This is a genomic window from Citrobacter sp. Cb031 (genome assembly GCF_030336725.1).
GTDB classification, from domain to species: Bacteria; Pseudomonadota; Gammaproteobacteria; order Enterobacterales; family Enterobacteriaceae; genus Citrobacter; species Citrobacter braakii.
This window is the reverse complement of record NZ_JAOWDA010000034.1, coordinates 857,410-872,956: the sequence shown is the minus strand read 5'-3', so window position 1 is coordinate 872,956 and position 15,547 is coordinate 857,410. Positions and strand designations below refer to the sequence as shown.

Sequence of the window (15,547 nt, the reverse complement as noted above, 5' to 3'; positions counted from 1 at the left end):
CGAAAATATTCCTTGTCGCTTTATCTCTGGTAAAAACATTGGAGCCCCGCTGGCTGGCAAAAAGAACAGTGCCGGGCATTTGGTGAAACCCAGTGGTCGACGGGCTATCATTGACAGCCCGTCTGGTAGGAAAAAACTAAATCAGAACTGGTAGTTTAACGATACCCAATAGTTACGGCCCGGGTTTACATATCCCGTAGTGGATTGCGCAGTCTGATAGTAATCTCCTGCGTAGGTGCTATTACGGCCTACCTGATAAAGTTTAACCTCGCTAAAGTCTTTATCCAGCACGTTATTGACCGCCGTATTCAGCGTCAGATCTTTGGTCAGCTTATAAGACATTCCCATGTCGAGAACGGTCCAGGCTTTTAAATCAGCGCCTTTATCGTCATAGACGGCCTTTTGTACTGCGCTGAGGTTGTTGTAATTTTCGGTAAAGCGTGGAGCTTTACCGCGATAACGTGCGCTCAGCCAGGCATTCATATCTTCCGTTGCCTGCCAGTTCAGGTGAGCATTAGCCATATGTTTTGGCGTGTAGCTTAACGGCGCGCCTTTATTGTCACCATCTTTTTGCTTGCTCTGGGTGTAGGTGTAGTTGAGGGATAAAGTCAGTACATCCGACCACAGAGGGAAGGTGCTGGCAAATTCAACGCCATCGGTCCTTGCCTTTCCGCTGTTGGTATAGCTGTTGGTATTATCATCGATAGAATACGAGACAATTTTATTTTTGTATTCGGTATAGAAGCCGGTAATGTTGGCGTTCAGCCCGGTGTCGTTCTCGTAATACAGCCCGGTTTCGTAGCTGATACTCTCCTCAGGTTTTAGGTCCGGATTACCGACCGTATTCACGGTTCCTTGCGCGGTTACGCCGCTGATCCCGTTATGTAACTGGCTCAGTGATGGCGCTTTATAACCTGTCGTCACGCCGCCTTTGAGCGTCCATTCGTCGGATACGTCCCAAACCATATACGCGCGTGGGCTGAGATGACCGCCAAAGACATCGTTATGCTCGTAGCGTGTCCCTGCGGTTAAGGCCAACGAGTCGAGAATATGCCATTCATCTTCTACATAGGCTGCCCACGTTTTTTGATGGAACGTTTCGCCGGTATTGGCCAGCACCACACCGTCTTTCATCCGCGCATCCCAATATTCCCCGCCGAGGGTTAAGAGGTGCGAATCACCTAATGGCGTCAGCAGTACTGAGTCCAGAATGACGTTGGTGTTCTTCAGTTCACGTGCGTCACCGGCCCGGCCTGCGTTCTCTGGCGTGAGTGCGGAGGAGACCAGTTGTCGTCCTTTGTTCTCAGTTTCATTCCAGCCGAGGGAGGATTTCCAGGTGCCGAACGTTAAGGCGGTATCGTGGCCGAGGGTGACTTTGTTACGCTCATAGCGCAGCGTTTTATCGTAACCCCCCGTCAGGTTACCCAACTGACCGTCATCGTTATCATAGCGCTGTCTGGCGGAGTCGAGATCTAACCATAGCGTATTGCTTTCATTCGTTTTCCAGTCGAGTCGCGTGCCGATGTTATAGTTTTCTGACTCGGTAGGATAAGGTACGCGGGTGGAGGAGGTATCGCTCAGGGAGGTAACGCTGGAACCCTGACGTTGGGTGGTGCTACCCCGAACCTGCATATCCAGTACGCCAGCGATTAACGGGCCGCTTGACCAGAAGTTGGCGACCGTGCTGTTACCCCATTTATTACTCTCTTGCAGGTTAACGCCGGTATTGATGGAGGTGCTCCATTTATCGGTGCTTTTTTTGGTGATGATATTCACCACGCCACCGATTGCGTCGGAGCCATAAAGCGTCGACATCGGGCCGCGGATCACCTCAATATGATCGATTGCCGCCAGTGGAGGCATAAAGCTGGTATTCATAGCTGAGAAGCCGTTTGGCGTCACATCGCTGCTGCCGTTTTGACGAATACCATCAATCAGGATCAGGGTATAACTGGCGGGCATGCCACGAATGCTGATCTCCAGACCACCGGTTTTACCGGTGCTGCTTTCGACATCCACCCCTTCAACAGAACGCAAGGCTTCGCCTAAATCATTATATTTATTGGTTTGTAACTCTTGCTGTGAAATAACGGAGACGCTGGCGGCAGCGTTGGTGATTTTCTTTTCGTAACCGGAAGCGGTTACCACCATAACATCTTCAGCGAAGGCCAGGGGACTGGAAAATCCTAAACAGGACAGAACAACAGAAGCAACAGGTTTTAAGCGCATAGTCAAACTTCCTTTGTTAAAAATTCAAAGGAAGTAAGATAATTGATGGGAATGATAATAAAAATAATTATCATTATATGTTTACATAACTTATCACTTCTGGTGTTTTTCTTGAATAAATATACATAAATTGTCATTAGTTTTAGCTAAGTAAATAGCGGAAATGACCAATAATTAGTATTTGTAATCATTAGGTTGTAATTAATTTGCCATTAATTGACTGGCTAACATTTAATCTATTTTCTGTGATTCAGAGGGTACTCAATTAGGAGTATCAGAAAAAAGTATGATAATTTTAGAAAATCGTCATACTTTTCTGCGCCGCATCATTTTTTTCGTCATTTCAGTCCGCCATAATCCCTTCCCCAGGAGACCGTTTAACGGCAATGAATCGTTGAGCGGCATAAAAATAACGCAAATCTGGATAACATAATGATTAAAGGCAAGCTGGCACTGCTTACGTGCGCATTGACTCTCGCATTAACCTCACCACTTCTCGCCGCGCAAAATGTGAGCGAGGGGCAGACGTTGAAGCTGGCAATTGGACCTGAGCCAACGGAAGGGTTTGACCCGATGCTGGGCTGGAGTCATGGCAGCTATTTGCTTTTGCATGCACCATTATTAAAACAAAACGCAGATATGAGCTGGGGTAACCTGCTGACGGAAAAAGTTGAAACCAGCGCTGACGGCAAAACCTGGACGTTGACGTTAAAACCCGACCTTAAATTCTCCGATGGTTCCCCGCTAACCGCTGAAGATGTGGTGTTCACCTATAATAAAGCCGCAAAGAGCGGCGGCAAAATCGACATGGGTAACTTTACTCATGCCAGCCTGAAAGATAACCGCACGGTAGAAATCACGCTGCGCAGCCCGCAGAGCACCTTTGTGAACGTGCTGGGCTCTTTGGGTATTGTTCCCGAAAAACGGTATGACGAAAAAACATTCGCCAAAAATCCGATTGGCGCGGGCCCTTATCGGTTGGTGAGTTTTCAGCCGGGGCAGCAGCTGATCGTGGAGGCGAACCCCTGGTATGCCGGTAAGAAAAATGATTTCAGTAAGCTGGTGTTTGTCTTCCTTGATGAAGATAACGCTTATGCCGCAGCGCGCAGTGGTCAACTGGGACTCGTGCGTATTGCGCCTTCGATGGCGGTCGCCCCTCAACAGCAGAATTTGAAGCTTTGGGTACGCGACAGCGTGGAAAACCGTGGCATTGTGTTCCCGATGGTCCCTGCGGGTAAAAAAGACGCCAATGGTTATCCGGTCGGCAACGATATCACGGCTGATATCGCCATCAGACGCGCCATCAACTACGCCATCGATCGTAAACAACTTTCCGATCAGGTCATGGAAGGTCATGCGATTCCGGCGTATAGCGCGGTTCAGGGCCTGCCATGGCAGGGACAGTCAGTTGCGTTCAAAGATGGCGACAGCGAAAAAGCACGGATGATTCTGGAAGAAGCCGGCTGGAAGGTGGGGAAAGACGGCGTACGCGTGAAAGACGGTAAAGAGGCTCGCCTGACTCTATGGTACGCCAGCGGAGACAGTACGCGCCGGGATTTAGCCGAGGCCGTACGTGCGATGCTGGAGCCCGTGGGTATTCAGGTCTCGCTGCAATCCGGAAGCTGGGAAACCGTTGAGCGGCATATGCATGCGAATCCGACGCTGTTTGGCTGGGGAAGCCTGGATCCGATGGAGCTTTTCCATCACTACAGCAATCAGGCCGCGGGCGTGGAATACTACAATCCAGGCTATTACAGCAATCCCGTCGTTGAACAACATCTTAAACAGGCCATTGATGCTCCGGACTGGCAAAAAGCGTTGCCTTTCTGGCAACAGGTGGAGTGGGATGGCAAGCAAGGGGCTGGGGTGCAGGGCGATGCCGCCTGGGCATGGCTGCTGAACATTCAGCACACTTATCTGGCAAATCCGTGTATTGACTTAGGCAAAGGCGCGCCGGAGATCCACGGTAGCTGGTCCCTGCTCAATAATCTGGATGAATGGACCTGGACCTGCCGTTGATGAAGTCTGTTGTAGGCCATTTTCTACGGCTGATAGTGTTATTAGTGCTGGTTGCGGCTGGCACTTTTATGCTGCTCAGCTTTTCTCCTGTCGATCCGATTCGCGCCTATATTGGCAACGATCTCCTGCACGTGCCGCCGGAACAATATGCGCGTATCGCTGCTCGCTGGGGATTAGACCAGCCGTTATGGGAGCGTTTTGGTCACTGGTTTATACGTGTATTGCAGGGCGATCTCGGCTACTCAATGTTGTTTAATGCACCGGTTGCCAGCGTAATCAAGGAGCGCTTTGCAACTTCGTTTGCCTTGCTTGGCGGCGCGTGGCTGCTCTCCGGCATACTGGGAACGGCAATGGGGTTTGTCGCGGGTCGTTATCTGAATCGCTGGCCGGATAAAGCAATCTGTCGACTCAGCTATCTGCTTTCGTCGTTGCCGACCTTCTGGATTGGCATGCTGCTGCTGGCGTTATTTGCCGTGCGCTGGCCGGTATTTCCGGTCTGCTGCGCGTGGGAGCCGGGCAACAGTGGTGATATGGCCACGCTGGCTGAGCGTCTGCGCCATTTAGTGCTGCCCGTTTGCGCGCTAAGTTTATTGGGACTTGGCCAAATTACACTTCATACGCGGGAAAGTATCGCCAGCGTGATGAAAAGCGATTTTGTCCGTTTTGCGCGTTCTCAGGGAGATAAAGGCTGGTCGCTGCTGCGTCATCAGGTTCTGCGCCACGCTATCACGCCCGCGCTGTGCCTGCAGTTCGCCTCGTTGGGAGAACTGCTGGGCGGCGCATTGCTGGCGGAAAAAGTTTTTGCTTATCCGGGATTGGGACAGGCCACTATTGATGCCGGATTGCGCGGCGATCTGCCGTTACTGATGGGGATTGTGTTGTTCAGTACCGTACTGGTGTTCATTGGCAACTCGTTGTCTACCTGGCTTGTCCATGTGTTGAACCGTGCTCTGGAGCGACCTGATGCTCTATAATCCGACGCCGACGCTGATTCGTCTTCTGCTCTCTTTTAGCTGCCTGCTAGGCATTGCGGTGTATGGCGCCGCGACGCTGGATAACCCATTGAGCGTTAATCTGCTTGCCCGTCATTTACCGCCTGATGCGCTGTATTGGTTTGGCACCGATAACCTCGGTCGCGATCTGTGGATTCGTTGCTTTCAGGGCGCGTTAACCAGTCTGCAAATTGGTATTGGCGCGGCGTTGTGCAGCGGTTTCATCGCATTACTGATGGCAGCGGTTTCACGTATACATCCGCGTCTGGATGTACTAATGCGTCTGATTACCGATGCCATGCTGTCAATGCCGCATTTGCTGTTGCTCATATTGATCTGTTTCACGCTGGGTGGCGGAAAAAATGGGGTGATTATGGCGGTTGCGTTGACCCACTGGCCGCGTCTGGCGCTAATCCTGCGTGCCGAAGCGCAGCGCGTGGCCCACAGTGACTATCTAACATTGACCTGGCGTCTGGGACACGGACATTTTTACTGCTGGCGGCATCACTATCTCCCGGCATTGTTACCCCAGTGGTTAACGGGAACCTTGCTGATGTTTCCCCACGCGGTGTTGCACAGCGCGGCGTTGAGCTTCCTCGGTTTTGGGCTGGCGCCGCATGAACCATCGCTGGGCCTGTTGCTGGCTGATGCGCTGAGGTTTATCAGTCATGGCGACTGGTGGTTAGTGCTGTTTCCCGGGCTGATGCTATTCAGTCTGGTTATGTTATTCGATCAGCTCGCAAGGGCAGTGCATCGTTTATGGTTACGAGGTGACGCATGTTGAGTTTAAGACAGGTCTCGCTGGACGTGGCGCGTTATCGCTGGTACGGCGCGAGAAACTGGTCTTCGCTGTTGCAGGATATCTCTTTCGACGTAGCGCCTGGTCAGATGGTGGCGTTAGTTGGGGGAAGTGGGGAAGGTAAAAGCCTGTTGCTGCAATGTCTGCTTGATCTCTTACCGGACAATTTGCGCTTCAACGGCTCCATCACCCTGGAGGGGAAAACGCTGGACAGTGATGATATTCGCAAATGTCGTGGCAATACTTTCAGCTATGTCCCGCAAGGTGTTCAGGCACTTAACCCGCTGCTCTCGATTGAAAAGCATCTGCGCAGGGCAAGTCAGCTCTCCGGCCAGGCCTGGAATGCCGGAAAAATTGAACGATTGCTCCAGCGTAGCCAACTGGAAAGTCGCGTATTAGATGCCTTCCCACGCCAGCTTTCAGGGGGGATGGCGAAACGTGTTCTGGCCTGTCACGCGTCGCTGAGCCAGGCTCGCTATATTCTGGCTGATGAAATTACCGCCTGGCTTGATGCACCGCTGGCTAATCAACTGCTTGAACAGCTACGTGAGCAATGTGAGCAAGGGGCTGGCGTTTTATGGGTAACGCACGACCTCACGCTGGCCGCTCGCCACGCGGACCGCATTGTCGCGCTGTACCAGGGAAGGGTGTCGGATAACGTCAGCCGGGAACAGCTGTTACGCGGAGAGATCAGCGAGCATCTGCAACGCCAATGGCGGGCCCTGCCTGAAAGAAATCAACTTTTTGGAGAGCGCGATGCTGTGCTGTCGTGAGGTGACGATTTGTCAGGGAGGAAAGGTGCTATGGCAAAATCTGACCTTCTCTCTGCGCCCCGGAGAACGCATTGGGGTTTGCGCACCCAGCGGAACCGGCAAAACAACGTTGGGGCGCGTACTGGCGGGCTGGCAAAAACCGACCTCGGGTGACATTCTGGTTGATGACCAACCGCTGCCAATGCACCAGTATTGCCCGGTGCAACTGGTGCCGCAGCATCCGGAATTAACCTTTAATCCGCGGCGCAGCACCGGCGATGCGGTTTATGATGCCTGGCGACCTGATGCTGAACTGCTTATCCGTCTTCACATCAACCCTGAGTGGTTAACCCGCCGTCCCGGACAGCTTTCTGGCGGTGAACTGGCGCGAATTGCTTTACTTCGCGCGCTGGATCCGCGGACACGTTTTCTTATTGCCGATGAAATTACCGCCCAGCTCGATCCTTCCATTCAAAAAGATATCTGGGTATTGCTGCTTGAAGAGTGCCAGCGTCGGCCATTAGGTATGCTCATTATCAGCCATCAGCAGGCTCTGCTTGATCAGATCTGCTCCAGAAAACTCATTGAAGCGTGAGGCAATAACGTGCAGTAATGTCTATTGATTAAATTGTTACGTTATATTATAACAATTCACTCGCAAACGATTTGAGGGTGAAATTTTGGCTATTCGTTTTAACAAACTGACAATCGCTCTGGGGATGCTTTTAGTCAGTGGGCAGGTTTTGGCGCATGGTCATCATTCCCATGGTGCGCCGATGAGTGAAGTAGAACAAAAGGCGTCGGAAGGGGTATTTGATGATAACCAGGTGCAGAACCGGGCGCTGTCCGACTGGGATGGCATGTGGCAATCTGTCTATCCGTATCTGGTCAGTGGCGAACTTGATCCGGTTTTCAAAAAGAAAGCGGAGAAAGATAAAAGCAAAACGGCAGAACAAATTAAAGCTTATTACCGTACAGGCTATGCAACCAATGTAGACACCATCGGCATCGAAGATGGCGTGATGGAATTTCACACCGGTAATCAGGTCGCATCGTGCAAATACGATTATGCCGGGTATAAAATCTTGCACTATAAATCAGGCAAGAAAGGTGTACGGTATCTGTTTGAGTGTAAAGCCGCTGACAGCAAAGCGCCTAAATACGTGCAATTCAGCGATCATATTATCGCGCCGCGTAAATCGAGCCACTTCCATATCTTTATGGGAAATACCTCGCAGGCTGCCTTGCTTGAGGAGATGGAAAACTGGCCTACCTACTACCCTTATCAACTGAAGGGCGAAGAAGTAGTGGATGAGATGCTGCACCATTAATCTGGGCTAACCTTATCTGTACACACCCGCCACCAGTGGCGGGTTTTTTAATTAATAACCTGCTCTTTCCATCACCTGTCGCATTCGTTAGCATATTGTATCGCAGCAAGTGCATGTGTTTTTTCAGGAAGAGGTTAACGTGTTCGCAGAGTATGGAGTTCTGAATTACTGGACGTATCTGGTGGGGGCTATTTTTATCGTGCTGGTACCGGGGCCAAATACGATATTTGTGCTGAAAAACAGCGTCGGTAGGGGAGTAAAGGGGGGTTATCTCGCCGCCAGCGGTGTGTTTATTGGTGATGCCGTGTTGATGTTTTTGGCCTATGCCGGTGTTGCTGCATTGATTAAAACAACGCCCGTTTTGTTCAATATCGTTCGTTATCTTGGCGCTTTCTATTTACTGTATCTTGGCGCGAAGATCCTGTATGCAACACTGAAATCGAAAGCAAGCGACGCCGCGCCTGAGGAAGTTCCGTTTGGCGCTATTTTTAAGCGCGCATTAATCCTGAGCCTGACCAATCCCAAAGCTATTCTGTTTTATGTGTCGTTCTTCGTGCAGTTTATTGATGTCAATGCGCCGCATTCAGGGCTGTCATTCTTTATTCTGGCTATTACGCTTGAGATAGTGAGCTTTTTCTATTTGAGTTTCCTTATTTTCTCCGGCGCGTTTGTGACGCAATATATCCGTACGAAGAAGAAACTGGCCAAAGTGGGTAATTCCCTTATCGGCCTGATTTTCGTTGGTTTTGCCGCCCGTCTGGCCACGCTTCAATCGTGATGCCATCGGCCCGCTGAGTGCGGCGGGCCTTTAATATTGCGCTCTGCTTTTCATTTATAATCGTAGGGTTATAACCAATAAATGGTATTTTAAATGTATATTTTGAGGCGTACCCTGTATACAGCAGCGGTTCAATATGACTCGCTGGTTGTCGACTGGAAAAGGGAAGAAAAATGCTTCAAATTCCACAGAATCATATCCATACACGCTCTACGCCATTCTGGAACAAAGAAACGGCGCCTGCCGGAATTTTCGAACGCCACCTTGATAAAGGGACCCGTGCCGGGGTTTATCCTCGACTTTCGGTTATGCAGGGGGCGGTCAAATATCTCGGATACGCAGACGAACACAGTCCGGAGCCAGTAGAGGTGATGATTATTGAAGCCGGTCAGTTTGGCGTTTTTCCACCGGAAAAATGGCATAACATCGAAGTGATGACCGACGACACTTACTTTAATATCGATTTTTTCGTCGCCCCGGAAGTTCTGATGGAGAGTGCAAATCAACGAAAAGTCGTGCGCACCGGCAAGGAGTAAATCATGGGTAAAGCAACCTATACCGTAACCGTGACCAATAACAGCAACGGTGTTTCTGTTGATTATGAAACAGAGGCGCCAATGACATTACTGGTGCCGGATGTGGCAGCAGAAGTGGTCAAAGATCTGGTCAATACCGTGCGTTCGTACGATACCGAAAATGAGCACGAAGTCTGCGGGTGGTAGGCATTAGTCACTGCTACTGATTGAGTATATTAGTTTTTAATCTAAAAACTGCACTGCGCTTTGACGGCGCAGTGCGTTTTTTTTCTGGGCGAACAGGGAAATATTCAGAAAGGATTCCTTAAGAATACCTTAAGAGATTCGCATTGATTGCTAATAGTTGATCATTCACAGGGGTTATGATCGCGAAACAGATATAAAACAGAACATCGCGCTTATGAAACTCAATACCCGACTTACATTACCCACAATCATTCTCGGATTAGCCATCGTGGCGATCCCGTTCGCCGCGAACTGGCATCTCCCGCTACTCAACGGTACTGTCGTCAGCTGGATTGAAAATGGCCAGGCGCTATGGCTGCTGTTTGGTGCCATATTTACACTCAGCTACATCAGGCCCTTATCACGTCCCGAAGGCGAGAAGCAATTTTGGCTTTGGGCGGCAGCGTGGTGGCTGGTATTACTGGGCCGAAGCACAAGTTGGGGCCGCGATTATTTTCCTGAGCATCCCAAACTCCTGTTCCGGGCTATCTCAGTGGTATTGATTGCCATGATTATTCTGCCAGTGCTGATTTCGAAGCGCTTACGCCAGGATATTGCCCGTCGCTTTCGCAATGAACCGCTACCTCTGTGGCTGTTAGCGATCACCACCTGTGCATTTTTGATCTCCGATACGGTAGAGCATCATCGTCTGCTGGCTCCCATCTTTCTGCACAATGCTCAGTATGGCGATCTGATTGAAGAACTGTACGAACTACCGTTTATGGCGGGATTGTTTCTGATGAACCTCGGCTTTATGCGGCGGGATAAGCAGGAGGAAGCTGCATCCATCCGCTTCAGTGAACCACAGCTGGCGAAGTCATGAGATAAGGCCTGAGTCTGGAAAGCCAGACTCAGGCGATAATGGCGGTGACTTACGCAATAGCCTCACACAGACGTGACTTCATATCGCTATACGTTTGTGCGGCATATTTTTCTGCCCACCCCTGATCGGTAATGTGTTCAATATTTACGGCGCAATATTTGGTTTCCGGCGTTTTCGAAATAGGATCGAGATTGTCCTGGGTTAACTCGTTACACGCGCCAATCCACCATTGATAAGTCATATAGACCGTTCCGACATTGATGCGCTCGGAGACATCCGCGCGGCTGATAACCTTACCGCGGCGCGAGCTGACCCATACCAGATCGCGATGACGAATACCCAATTTTTCAGCATCATGGGTATTGATTTGCACATACCCAGGCTCGTCTGCCAGCGCTTGCAACGCTGCGCAGTTGCCGGTCATCGAACGGCAGGAGTAGTGCCCAACCTCACGCACGGTACACAGCACCAGCGGATATTGTTCATCAGGAACTTCTGCAGGCGCTCGCCACGGTGCGGCAAACAGTTTGCCTTTGCCATTGGCGGTATCAAACTGGCTGTGCGCGTAAAGGTAGGGCGTACCAGGACTATCGAGATCGGGACATGGCCACTGAACATGACCCATCTCACCCATTTTCTCATAGGTCACGCCGTAGAACAGTGGACACAGCTCGCGCATCTCATCCCAGATTTGCTGGTTATTTTGATACTGCATTGGATAGCCCATTTCGCTGGCCAGCAGGCTGATAATCTCCCAGTCACGCTTTACATCTCCAGTGGGTTCAATCGCTTTCTCAAAACGCTGGAAACCGCGATCGGCGCAGGTAAAGACGCCACCGTGTTCACCCCATGAGGTGGCAGGCAGGAGGACATCGGCCATTTCCGCCGTCTTGGTCATGAAGATATCCTGCACGACGATAAAATCGAGCGCGTTAAATCCTTCGCGGACCAGACCCAAATCGGCCTCGGTTTGCAGCGGATCTTCTCCCATGATGTAGTAGGCTTTGATTTTGCCTTCGATAGCCAGATGCGGAACTTCGGTGATGCGGGTTCCAACCTTGTCATCCATCTGATTAACGTCAATACCCCATGCGGCGGCAAATTTCTCCCTGACGGCGAAATCGGTTACGTCCTGATACCCTGGAAACTGGTTAGGCAGCACCCCCATATCGCACGCGCCCTGCACGTTATTTTGCCCGCGCACCGGGCCAACACCGACGTTAGGGCGTCCCAGATTTCCGGTCAGCAAGGCCAGGCTCGACAAACCACGAACCACGTCAACGGCCTGACCAAACTGGGTAACGCCCATCCCCCACATTACGGTGGCCGATGGCGCCGCGGCAAATGTACGCATCGCCTGACGAACCTGCTGTGCGGGAACACCGGTTAAATGTTCAACGTCTTCAGGCGCATACTCCTTAACGGTTTCCCAGTATGTTTCCAGTCCTTCCGCATGCTTTTGTACATACTCGCGATCGTAGAGTTGCTCCTCGATGAGAACATGGCCAAACGCGTTGACCAGCGCCATATTGCAACCGTTTTTCAACTGCAAATGTTGGTCAGCGATACGGGCAGTTTCAATACGGCGTGGGTCGCAGACAATGATTTTTGCGCCGTTCTGGCGAGCTTTAATTACCCGGCGGGCCACAATTGGGTGTGAATCGGCACAGTTATAACCAAAGATCAGCAGGCATTTTGAGTTTTCAATGTCGCTGATGGAATTGCTCATGGCGCCATTGCCTAACGTTTCCTGTAACCCGGCCACGGAAGGGCCGTGACAGACGCGGGCACAGCAATCGACATTGTTGGTATGGAGCACGCCACGTGCGAATTTTTGCATCACGTAGTTGGTCTCATTCCCAGTTCCACGGGAAGAGCCGGTGGTCATGATGGCTCGAGGGCCATAGGTATTTTTGATTTCAGTTAAGCGTTTTGCGGTGTAACGAATGGCTTCATCCAAGCTAACGGGAGTGAATTTTCCACCTTTTTCATAACGGATCATCGGGCGGGTCAGACGGGGAGTCAGAAGGCGTGTGTCGTTAAGAAAGTCCCAACCATAATAGCCTTTCAGGCATAACTGATTTTGGTTCGTTACACCCTCTGCGGCCTCAGCGCGGATGATTTTGTTATTCTCAACAACAAGCTTGAGCTTGCACCCGGCCCCACAGTATGGGCATACACTGGTGATTTTTTTCATCAATAACAGACCTGTTAAATGCTGAAATAGCGCGAATTGTAGACGCAGTCACGCGATACGCATCGCGGACTACGATGTGTCGTAGTGACGGGCTGTTTAAGCATAAAGTGTGCCAGAAGTGAAAACCCAGCAATAGCAGGGGCTGGCGGCCAAAGCGTTAAGCAGAATGACTGACGATTCGACATTAATGACGAGGCGCGACAAAATTTAGTCTGCCGGTCAGAGGTGTAACCTTATGAAACATCGGAAAAAGATGAAAAACAGAAGTGATAGCGATCACAAATTTTAATTTTTCAGCGCTATGCTATGCTTTTATACGACGAGTGAATCGTTAATTTAAAAACATAAGTGAGGGAAATTATGGGCATTATTTCATGGGTGGTTTTCGGTCTTATTGCTGGGATTTTGGCAAAATGGATTATGCCGGGTAAAGATGGCGGCGGATTCTTTATGACCATTATCTTAGGGGTTGTCGGTGCGGTAGTGGGTGGCTGGATCAGCACTTTCTTTGGTTTTGGTAAAGTCGATGGTTTCAACTTCGGCAGTTTCGCCGTGGCGGTGATCGGTGCGATTGTGGTGTTGTTTATCTACAGAAAAATCAAAAGCTAAGTAAACATACAGACAATAGAGGCCACTAATATGTGGCCTTTTTCTTAGGTCACCACCAGCCGAATTCTGTTCCCAGAACGACGATGATAGCCACGCCAATCATAATAAGCGTTGTTTTTTTCATCGTTATGCTCCCGGCGCAGCGTAGCCGCCAATAAAAAACCAGGATAAGAAAACGACAGCGGAAATGAAAATGATGACGGGGAAAATAATACCGAGTCGCATACGATTATCTGCCAGAGTTATTTAAAGACGGGTTAGCATAGCAGGGCTTAATGTACGACAAAAGTGGTTTTATCCTGACGCTTTTTATCCTTGTACATTGCGCTGTCTGCGAGGTGAAGCGCGCAGTTTACATCAGTCTCCAACGGATTAATTTCCACCACGCCCAGACTGGCGCCAGGATAAAATAGATGAATGTCGCCCAGGTGGTAGTCACCACAAATTTGCTGTTGTAGCTGATTTTTCACCTGCTGCAGGCGGTCCCGCGGATCCCTGTCATCTTCCGGTGACAGGCTCACGACTAAAAATTCGTCACCACCCAGTCGCCCAAGGATATCATTGTCACCGCATTCGCGAAGCAGACGCTGACCAATCTGGATCAGAAACTGGTCGCCAACCTCGTGGCCAAAGCGGTCATTGATCAATTTGAAATCATCCAAATCAATATAGGCAAAAATAATCTTCTGCCTGAGATGTCGGGCAAGGGAAAAAAGAGTCTCAACATTCTCAAAAATGGCGCGCCGATTCGGTAATCCGGTCAGAGCATCGGTGTAAGAGTGCGCAATCAGCGCGGCATTCGCTTCGCGTAACTGAGCAACCAGCGACTCTTTTTGAATTGACTGGGCGATCAGGCCTGCAAACAGATGTAACACCTGTTCGCCACGTTGGCTTAATGCGTGCTGGTGGCGACTGGTGGCGCAGAGCGTACCGTAAAACGTTCCGTCGGGAAGATGAACCGGCGTGCTCAGGAAAGTGGTTATCTCCAGCGCGCGGGCGGCGGTACACTCCGGCCAGCGAGCGGGGACGTTGTCGCTGTACAGACAGTTTTCGTCTATGGCGCGTTTGCATAGCGTCTCATCCCAGGGTACGGACAGCCCTTCAGGGATCTGCATCTGCTTGCTATTGCGCGCATACAAAATATGCTGCAGGCGGGCATCTAAATCGACCTTAGTTAAATAGGTGGATTCCATCTCAGTCACCACTTCCAGCATCTCCAGAAGTTGCCGAACCAGGCTCTCAACTGACTGCTCCGTGGCTAAGGATTGTGAGACTCTGGCAAGGATCATGTCCGACATGAGGTGTAAATGCTCCTGAGTAATGACTGGGCTGACGTGGCCCGCATGATAGAACATCAAGATGAAAGATGAAACACGCCATCCCGCTCAAAACTTAAACATTAAATTGAAAGCTGACAGTAAAACATGGAGATAGATGGAAAGTCGGGGTAACCTGCCGGGATAAGGTTTTTAACAGGAGTCGATATGAAACTGGCGTCTATAATTTTGCCCGGCTTGTTGGTGCTAGCGGGATGTACCACTCAGCCCGAAGCCCCCAAACCGCCGAAGATTGGTCTGGCGAATCCGGCATCGGTATATTGCGAACAAAAGGGCGGCTCGCTGATTGCGGTGCAGACCCCGCAAGGCGTAAGGTCGGACTGCAAATTACCGGGCGGGGAAGTGATTGATGAATGGGCGCTCTGGCGCAGAGAGCATCCGACAACGGGCAAATGAAATCCGGTTAGCATTGACGTATCCATTCAGCCAGCACCAGCGCGTGGTTTTGCTGGGTGTTTTTCGCCGCATACAGTAGCGTTAAGGTTTGCTGTCGGGCAATCTCTGCGAGACGCTTTCCTTCCTGCTGCTGTAGGGCGAGTTCAGCGCGATATTGCTCGGAAAAGTGTGTGAAATCAATCAATTCTGCGTGGAACGCCTTGCGTAAATCAGATGACGGCGTAAGCGCTTTATTCCATTCGTTAAAAATAAGGTCGGTCTTTTTTACCCCGCGAGGCCACAACCTGTCGACCAGTACGCGATAACCATCATTTTTTTCTGCTGGGTCATATACGCGTTTACATTGAATTTTCATCTTTTCATCCGCTCCATTAATCCACTGCTTTGATATATTTCGACACCTTTATTACGGTTAAATAAGATCGTAAAACGTGACAATTGTAACATTCTGCCCGTCCTGACTCCCAATTTAAGGGATTGTGGTACCAACAAAAAATCGGTAGGCTGAGGCTCCTTATATTGTC

Annotated in this window: 18 protein-coding genes; 12 read left to right on the top strand and 6 right to left on the bottom strand. The window is 50.4% G+C overall.

Going from position 1 to position 15,547, the window contains the following annotated elements; all coding sequences use genetic code 11:
• Positions 1-141: 141 nt before the first annotated feature.
• Positions 142-2,229 carry a TonB-dependent receptor gene (locus tag OGV93_RS20675; protein ID WP_287110098.1) on the bottom strand — a complete coding sequence of 696 codons (2,088 nt, stop codon included), beginning with the start codon at positions 2,227-2,229 and terminating at the stop codon, positions 142-144.
• Positions 2,230-2,661: 432 nt separating this feature from the next.
• On the opposite strand from OGV93_RS20675, the gene OGV93_RS20670 reads away from it, so the two are divergent.
• The 10 genes from OGV93_RS20670 to OGV93_RS20625 all read left to right on the top strand — a co-directional run bounded on the left by OGV93_RS20670 (position 2,662) and on the right by OGV93_RS20625 (position 10,484).
• Positions 2,662-4,248, top strand: a complete 1,587-nt coding sequence (locus tag OGV93_RS20670) for an ABC transporter substrate-binding protein (protein ID WP_287110096.1) — start codon at positions 2,662-2,664, stop codon at positions 4,246-4,248.
• Positions 4,248-5,222, top strand: coding sequence for an ABC transporter permease (locus OGV93_RS20665; RefSeq protein WP_016156289.1), 975 nt, complete (start codon positions 4,248-4,250; stop codon positions 5,220-5,222). The genes OGV93_RS20670 and OGV93_RS20665 overlap by 1 nt, the downstream gene beginning before the upstream one ends.
• Positions 5,212-6,024 (top strand): ABC transporter permease, encoded by an 813-nt coding sequence (locus OGV93_RS20660; protein ID WP_046275919.1) that lies wholly within the window; start codon positions 5,212-5,214, stop codon positions 6,022-6,024. The genes OGV93_RS20665 and OGV93_RS20660 overlap by 11 nt, the downstream gene beginning before the upstream one ends.
• Entirely contained in the window at positions 6,018-6,812 is a 795-nt protein-coding gene (locus tag OGV93_RS20655) for an ATP-binding cassette domain-containing protein (RefSeq protein ID WP_155574155.1), read from the top strand. Before OGV93_RS20660 ends, OGV93_RS20655 begins: the two co-directional genes overlap by 7 nt.
• Positions 6,796-7,386 (top strand): ATP-binding cassette domain-containing protein, encoded by a 591-nt coding sequence (locus OGV93_RS20650; RefSeq protein WP_155574156.1) that lies wholly within the window; start codon positions 6,796-6,798, stop codon positions 7,384-7,386. Before OGV93_RS20655 ends, OGV93_RS20650 begins: the two co-directional genes overlap by 17 nt.
• Before the next feature lie 85 nt (positions 7,387-7,471).
• Positions 7,472-8,122: a metal-binding protein ZinT gene (zinT, locus tag OGV93_RS20645; protein WP_053389825.1), complete on the top strand. Its 651-nt coding sequence runs from the start codon at positions 7,472-7,474 to the stop codon at positions 8,120-8,122.
• 139 nt (positions 8,123-8,261) lie between these two features.
• Positions 8,262-8,900, top strand: a complete 639-nt coding sequence (gene leuE, locus OGV93_RS20640) for a leucine efflux protein LeuE (RefSeq protein WP_016152793.1) — start codon at positions 8,262-8,264, stop codon at positions 8,898-8,900.
• A 173-nt stretch (positions 8,901-9,073) separates the two neighbouring features.
• The gene (gene yeaR, locus OGV93_RS20635; protein WP_005120376.1) at positions 9,074-9,436 is read left to right on the top strand and encodes a DUF1971 domain-containing protein YeaR; all 363 of its coding nucleotides are present in this window, start codon (positions 9,074-9,076) and stop codon (positions 9,434-9,436) included.
• Between the two features lie 3 nt (positions 9,437-9,439).
• A complete protein-coding gene (locus tag OGV93_RS20630; protein ID WP_003832433.1) occupies positions 9,440-9,622 on the top strand; it encodes a DUF1869 domain-containing protein in 183 nt (60 codons plus the stop codon).
• Positions 9,623-9,836: 214 nt separating this feature from the next.
• Complete coding sequence (locus OGV93_RS20625; RefSeq protein WP_016156293.1) at positions 9,837-10,484, top strand: hypothetical protein; 648 nt, start codon at positions 9,837-9,839, stop codon at positions 10,482-10,484.
• A gap of 49 nt (positions 10,485-10,533) precedes the next feature.
• Here the strand turns inward: OGV93_RS20625 and fdhF are convergent, their stop codons facing one another.
• Complete coding sequence (gene fdhF / locus OGV93_RS20620; RefSeq protein WP_287110093.1) at positions 10,534-12,681, bottom strand: formate dehydrogenase subunit alpha; 2,148 nt, start codon at positions 12,679-12,681, stop codon at positions 10,534-10,536.
• A gap of 360 nt (positions 12,682-13,041) precedes the next feature.
• On the opposite strand from fdhF, the gene OGV93_RS20615 reads away from it, so the two are divergent.
• Positions 13,042-13,290, top strand: a complete 249-nt coding sequence (locus OGV93_RS20615) for a GlsB/YeaQ/YmgE family stress response membrane protein (RefSeq protein WP_016152796.1) — start codon at positions 13,042-13,044, stop codon at positions 13,288-13,290.
• Between the two features lie 49 nt (positions 13,291-13,339).
• Here OGV93_RS20615 and yoaJ read toward each other — a convergent pair whose 3' ends face one another.
• From yoaJ to OGV93_RS20600, 3 genes are read right to left on the bottom strand one after another with little or no spacing between them, the layout of a single operon-like run.
• Positions 13,340-13,414 (bottom strand): protein YoaJ, encoded by a 75-nt coding sequence (gene yoaJ, locus OGV93_RS20610; protein ID WP_101700011.1) that lies wholly within the window; start codon positions 13,412-13,414, stop codon positions 13,340-13,342.
• Positions 13,415-13,416: 2 nt separating this feature from the next.
• A complete protein-coding gene (locus OGV93_RS20605) occupies positions 13,417-13,515 on the bottom strand; it encodes a YoaK family small membrane protein (protein WP_032941789.1) in 99 nt (32 codons plus the stop codon).
• 47 nt (positions 13,516-13,562) lie between these two features.
• Positions 13,563-14,588, bottom strand: a complete 1,026-nt coding sequence (locus tag OGV93_RS20600) for a sensor domain-containing diguanylate cyclase (protein ID WP_131381123.1) — start codon at positions 14,586-14,588, stop codon at positions 13,563-13,565.
• 186 nt (positions 14,589-14,774) lie between these two features.
• Between OGV93_RS20600 and OGV93_RS20595 the strand changes: the two genes are divergently transcribed.
• Complete coding sequence (locus tag OGV93_RS20595) at positions 14,775-15,023, top strand: putative hemolysin (RefSeq protein ID WP_047358589.1); 249 nt, start codon at positions 14,775-14,777, stop codon at positions 15,021-15,023.
• Positions 15,024-15,030: 7 nt separating this feature from the next.
• Here OGV93_RS20595 and OGV93_RS20590 read toward each other — a convergent pair whose 3' ends face one another.
• Positions 15,031-15,378 (bottom strand): DUF488 domain-containing protein, encoded by a 348-nt coding sequence (locus OGV93_RS20590; RefSeq protein WP_016152799.1) that lies wholly within the window; start codon positions 15,376-15,378, stop codon positions 15,031-15,033.
• Positions 15,379-15,547: the final 169 nt, after the last annotated feature.

Bases quoted from the DNA above. Each gene is read 5' to 3' on its own strand.
- OGV93_RS20675 (WP_287110098.1), bottom strand. From the start codon at position 2,229: ATGCGCTTAAAACCTGTTGCTTCTGTTGTTCTGTCCTGTTTAGGATTT.
- OGV93_RS20670 (WP_287110096.1), top strand. From the start codon at position 2,662: ATGATTAAAGGCAAGCTGGCACTGCTTACGTGCGCATTGACTCTCGCA.
- OGV93_RS20665 (WP_016156289.1), top strand. From the start codon at position 4,248: ATGAAGTCTGTTGTAGGCCATTTTCTACGGCTGATAGTGTTATTAGTG.
- OGV93_RS20660 (WP_046275919.1), top strand. From the start codon at position 5,212: ATGCTCTATAATCCGACGCCGACGCTGATTCGTCTTCTGCTCTCTTTT.
- OGV93_RS20655 (WP_155574155.1), top strand. From the start codon at position 6,018: ATGTTGAGTTTAAGACAGGTCTCGCTGGACGTGGCGCGTTATCGCTGG.
- OGV93_RS20650 (WP_155574156.1), top strand. From the start codon at position 6,796: ATGCTGTGCTGTCGTGAGGTGACGATTTGTCAGGGAGGAAAGGTGCTA.
- yeaR (WP_005120376.1), top strand. From the start codon at position 9,074: ATGCTTCAAATTCCACAGAATCATATCCATACACGCTCTACGCCATTC.
- OGV93_RS20630 (WP_003832433.1), top strand. From the start codon at position 9,440: ATGGGTAAAGCAACCTATACCGTAACCGTGACCAATAACAGCAACGGT.
- OGV93_RS20625 (WP_016156293.1), top strand. From the start codon at position 9,837: ATGAAACTCAATACCCGACTTACATTACCCACAATCATTCTCGGATTA.
- fdhF (WP_287110093.1), bottom strand. From the start codon at position 12,681: ATGAAAAAAATCACCAGTGTATGCCCATACTGTGGGGCCGGGTGCAAG.
- OGV93_RS20615 (WP_016152796.1), top strand. From the start codon at position 13,042: ATGGGCATTATTTCATGGGTGGTTTTCGGTCTTATTGCTGGGATTTTG.
- OGV93_RS20605 (WP_032941789.1), bottom strand. From the start codon at position 13,515: ATGCGACTCGGTATTATTTTCCCCGTCATCATTTTCATTTCCGCTGTC.
- OGV93_RS20600 (WP_131381123.1), bottom strand. From the start codon at position 14,588: ATGTCGGACATGATCCTTGCCAGAGTCTCACAATCCTTAGCCACGGAG.
- OGV93_RS20595 (WP_047358589.1), top strand. From the start codon at position 14,775: ATGAAACTGGCGTCTATAATTTTGCCCGGCTTGTTGGTGCTAGCGGGA.
- OGV93_RS20590 (WP_016152799.1), bottom strand. From the start codon at position 15,378: ATGAAAATTCAATGTAAACGCGTATATGACCCAGCAGAAAAAAATGAT.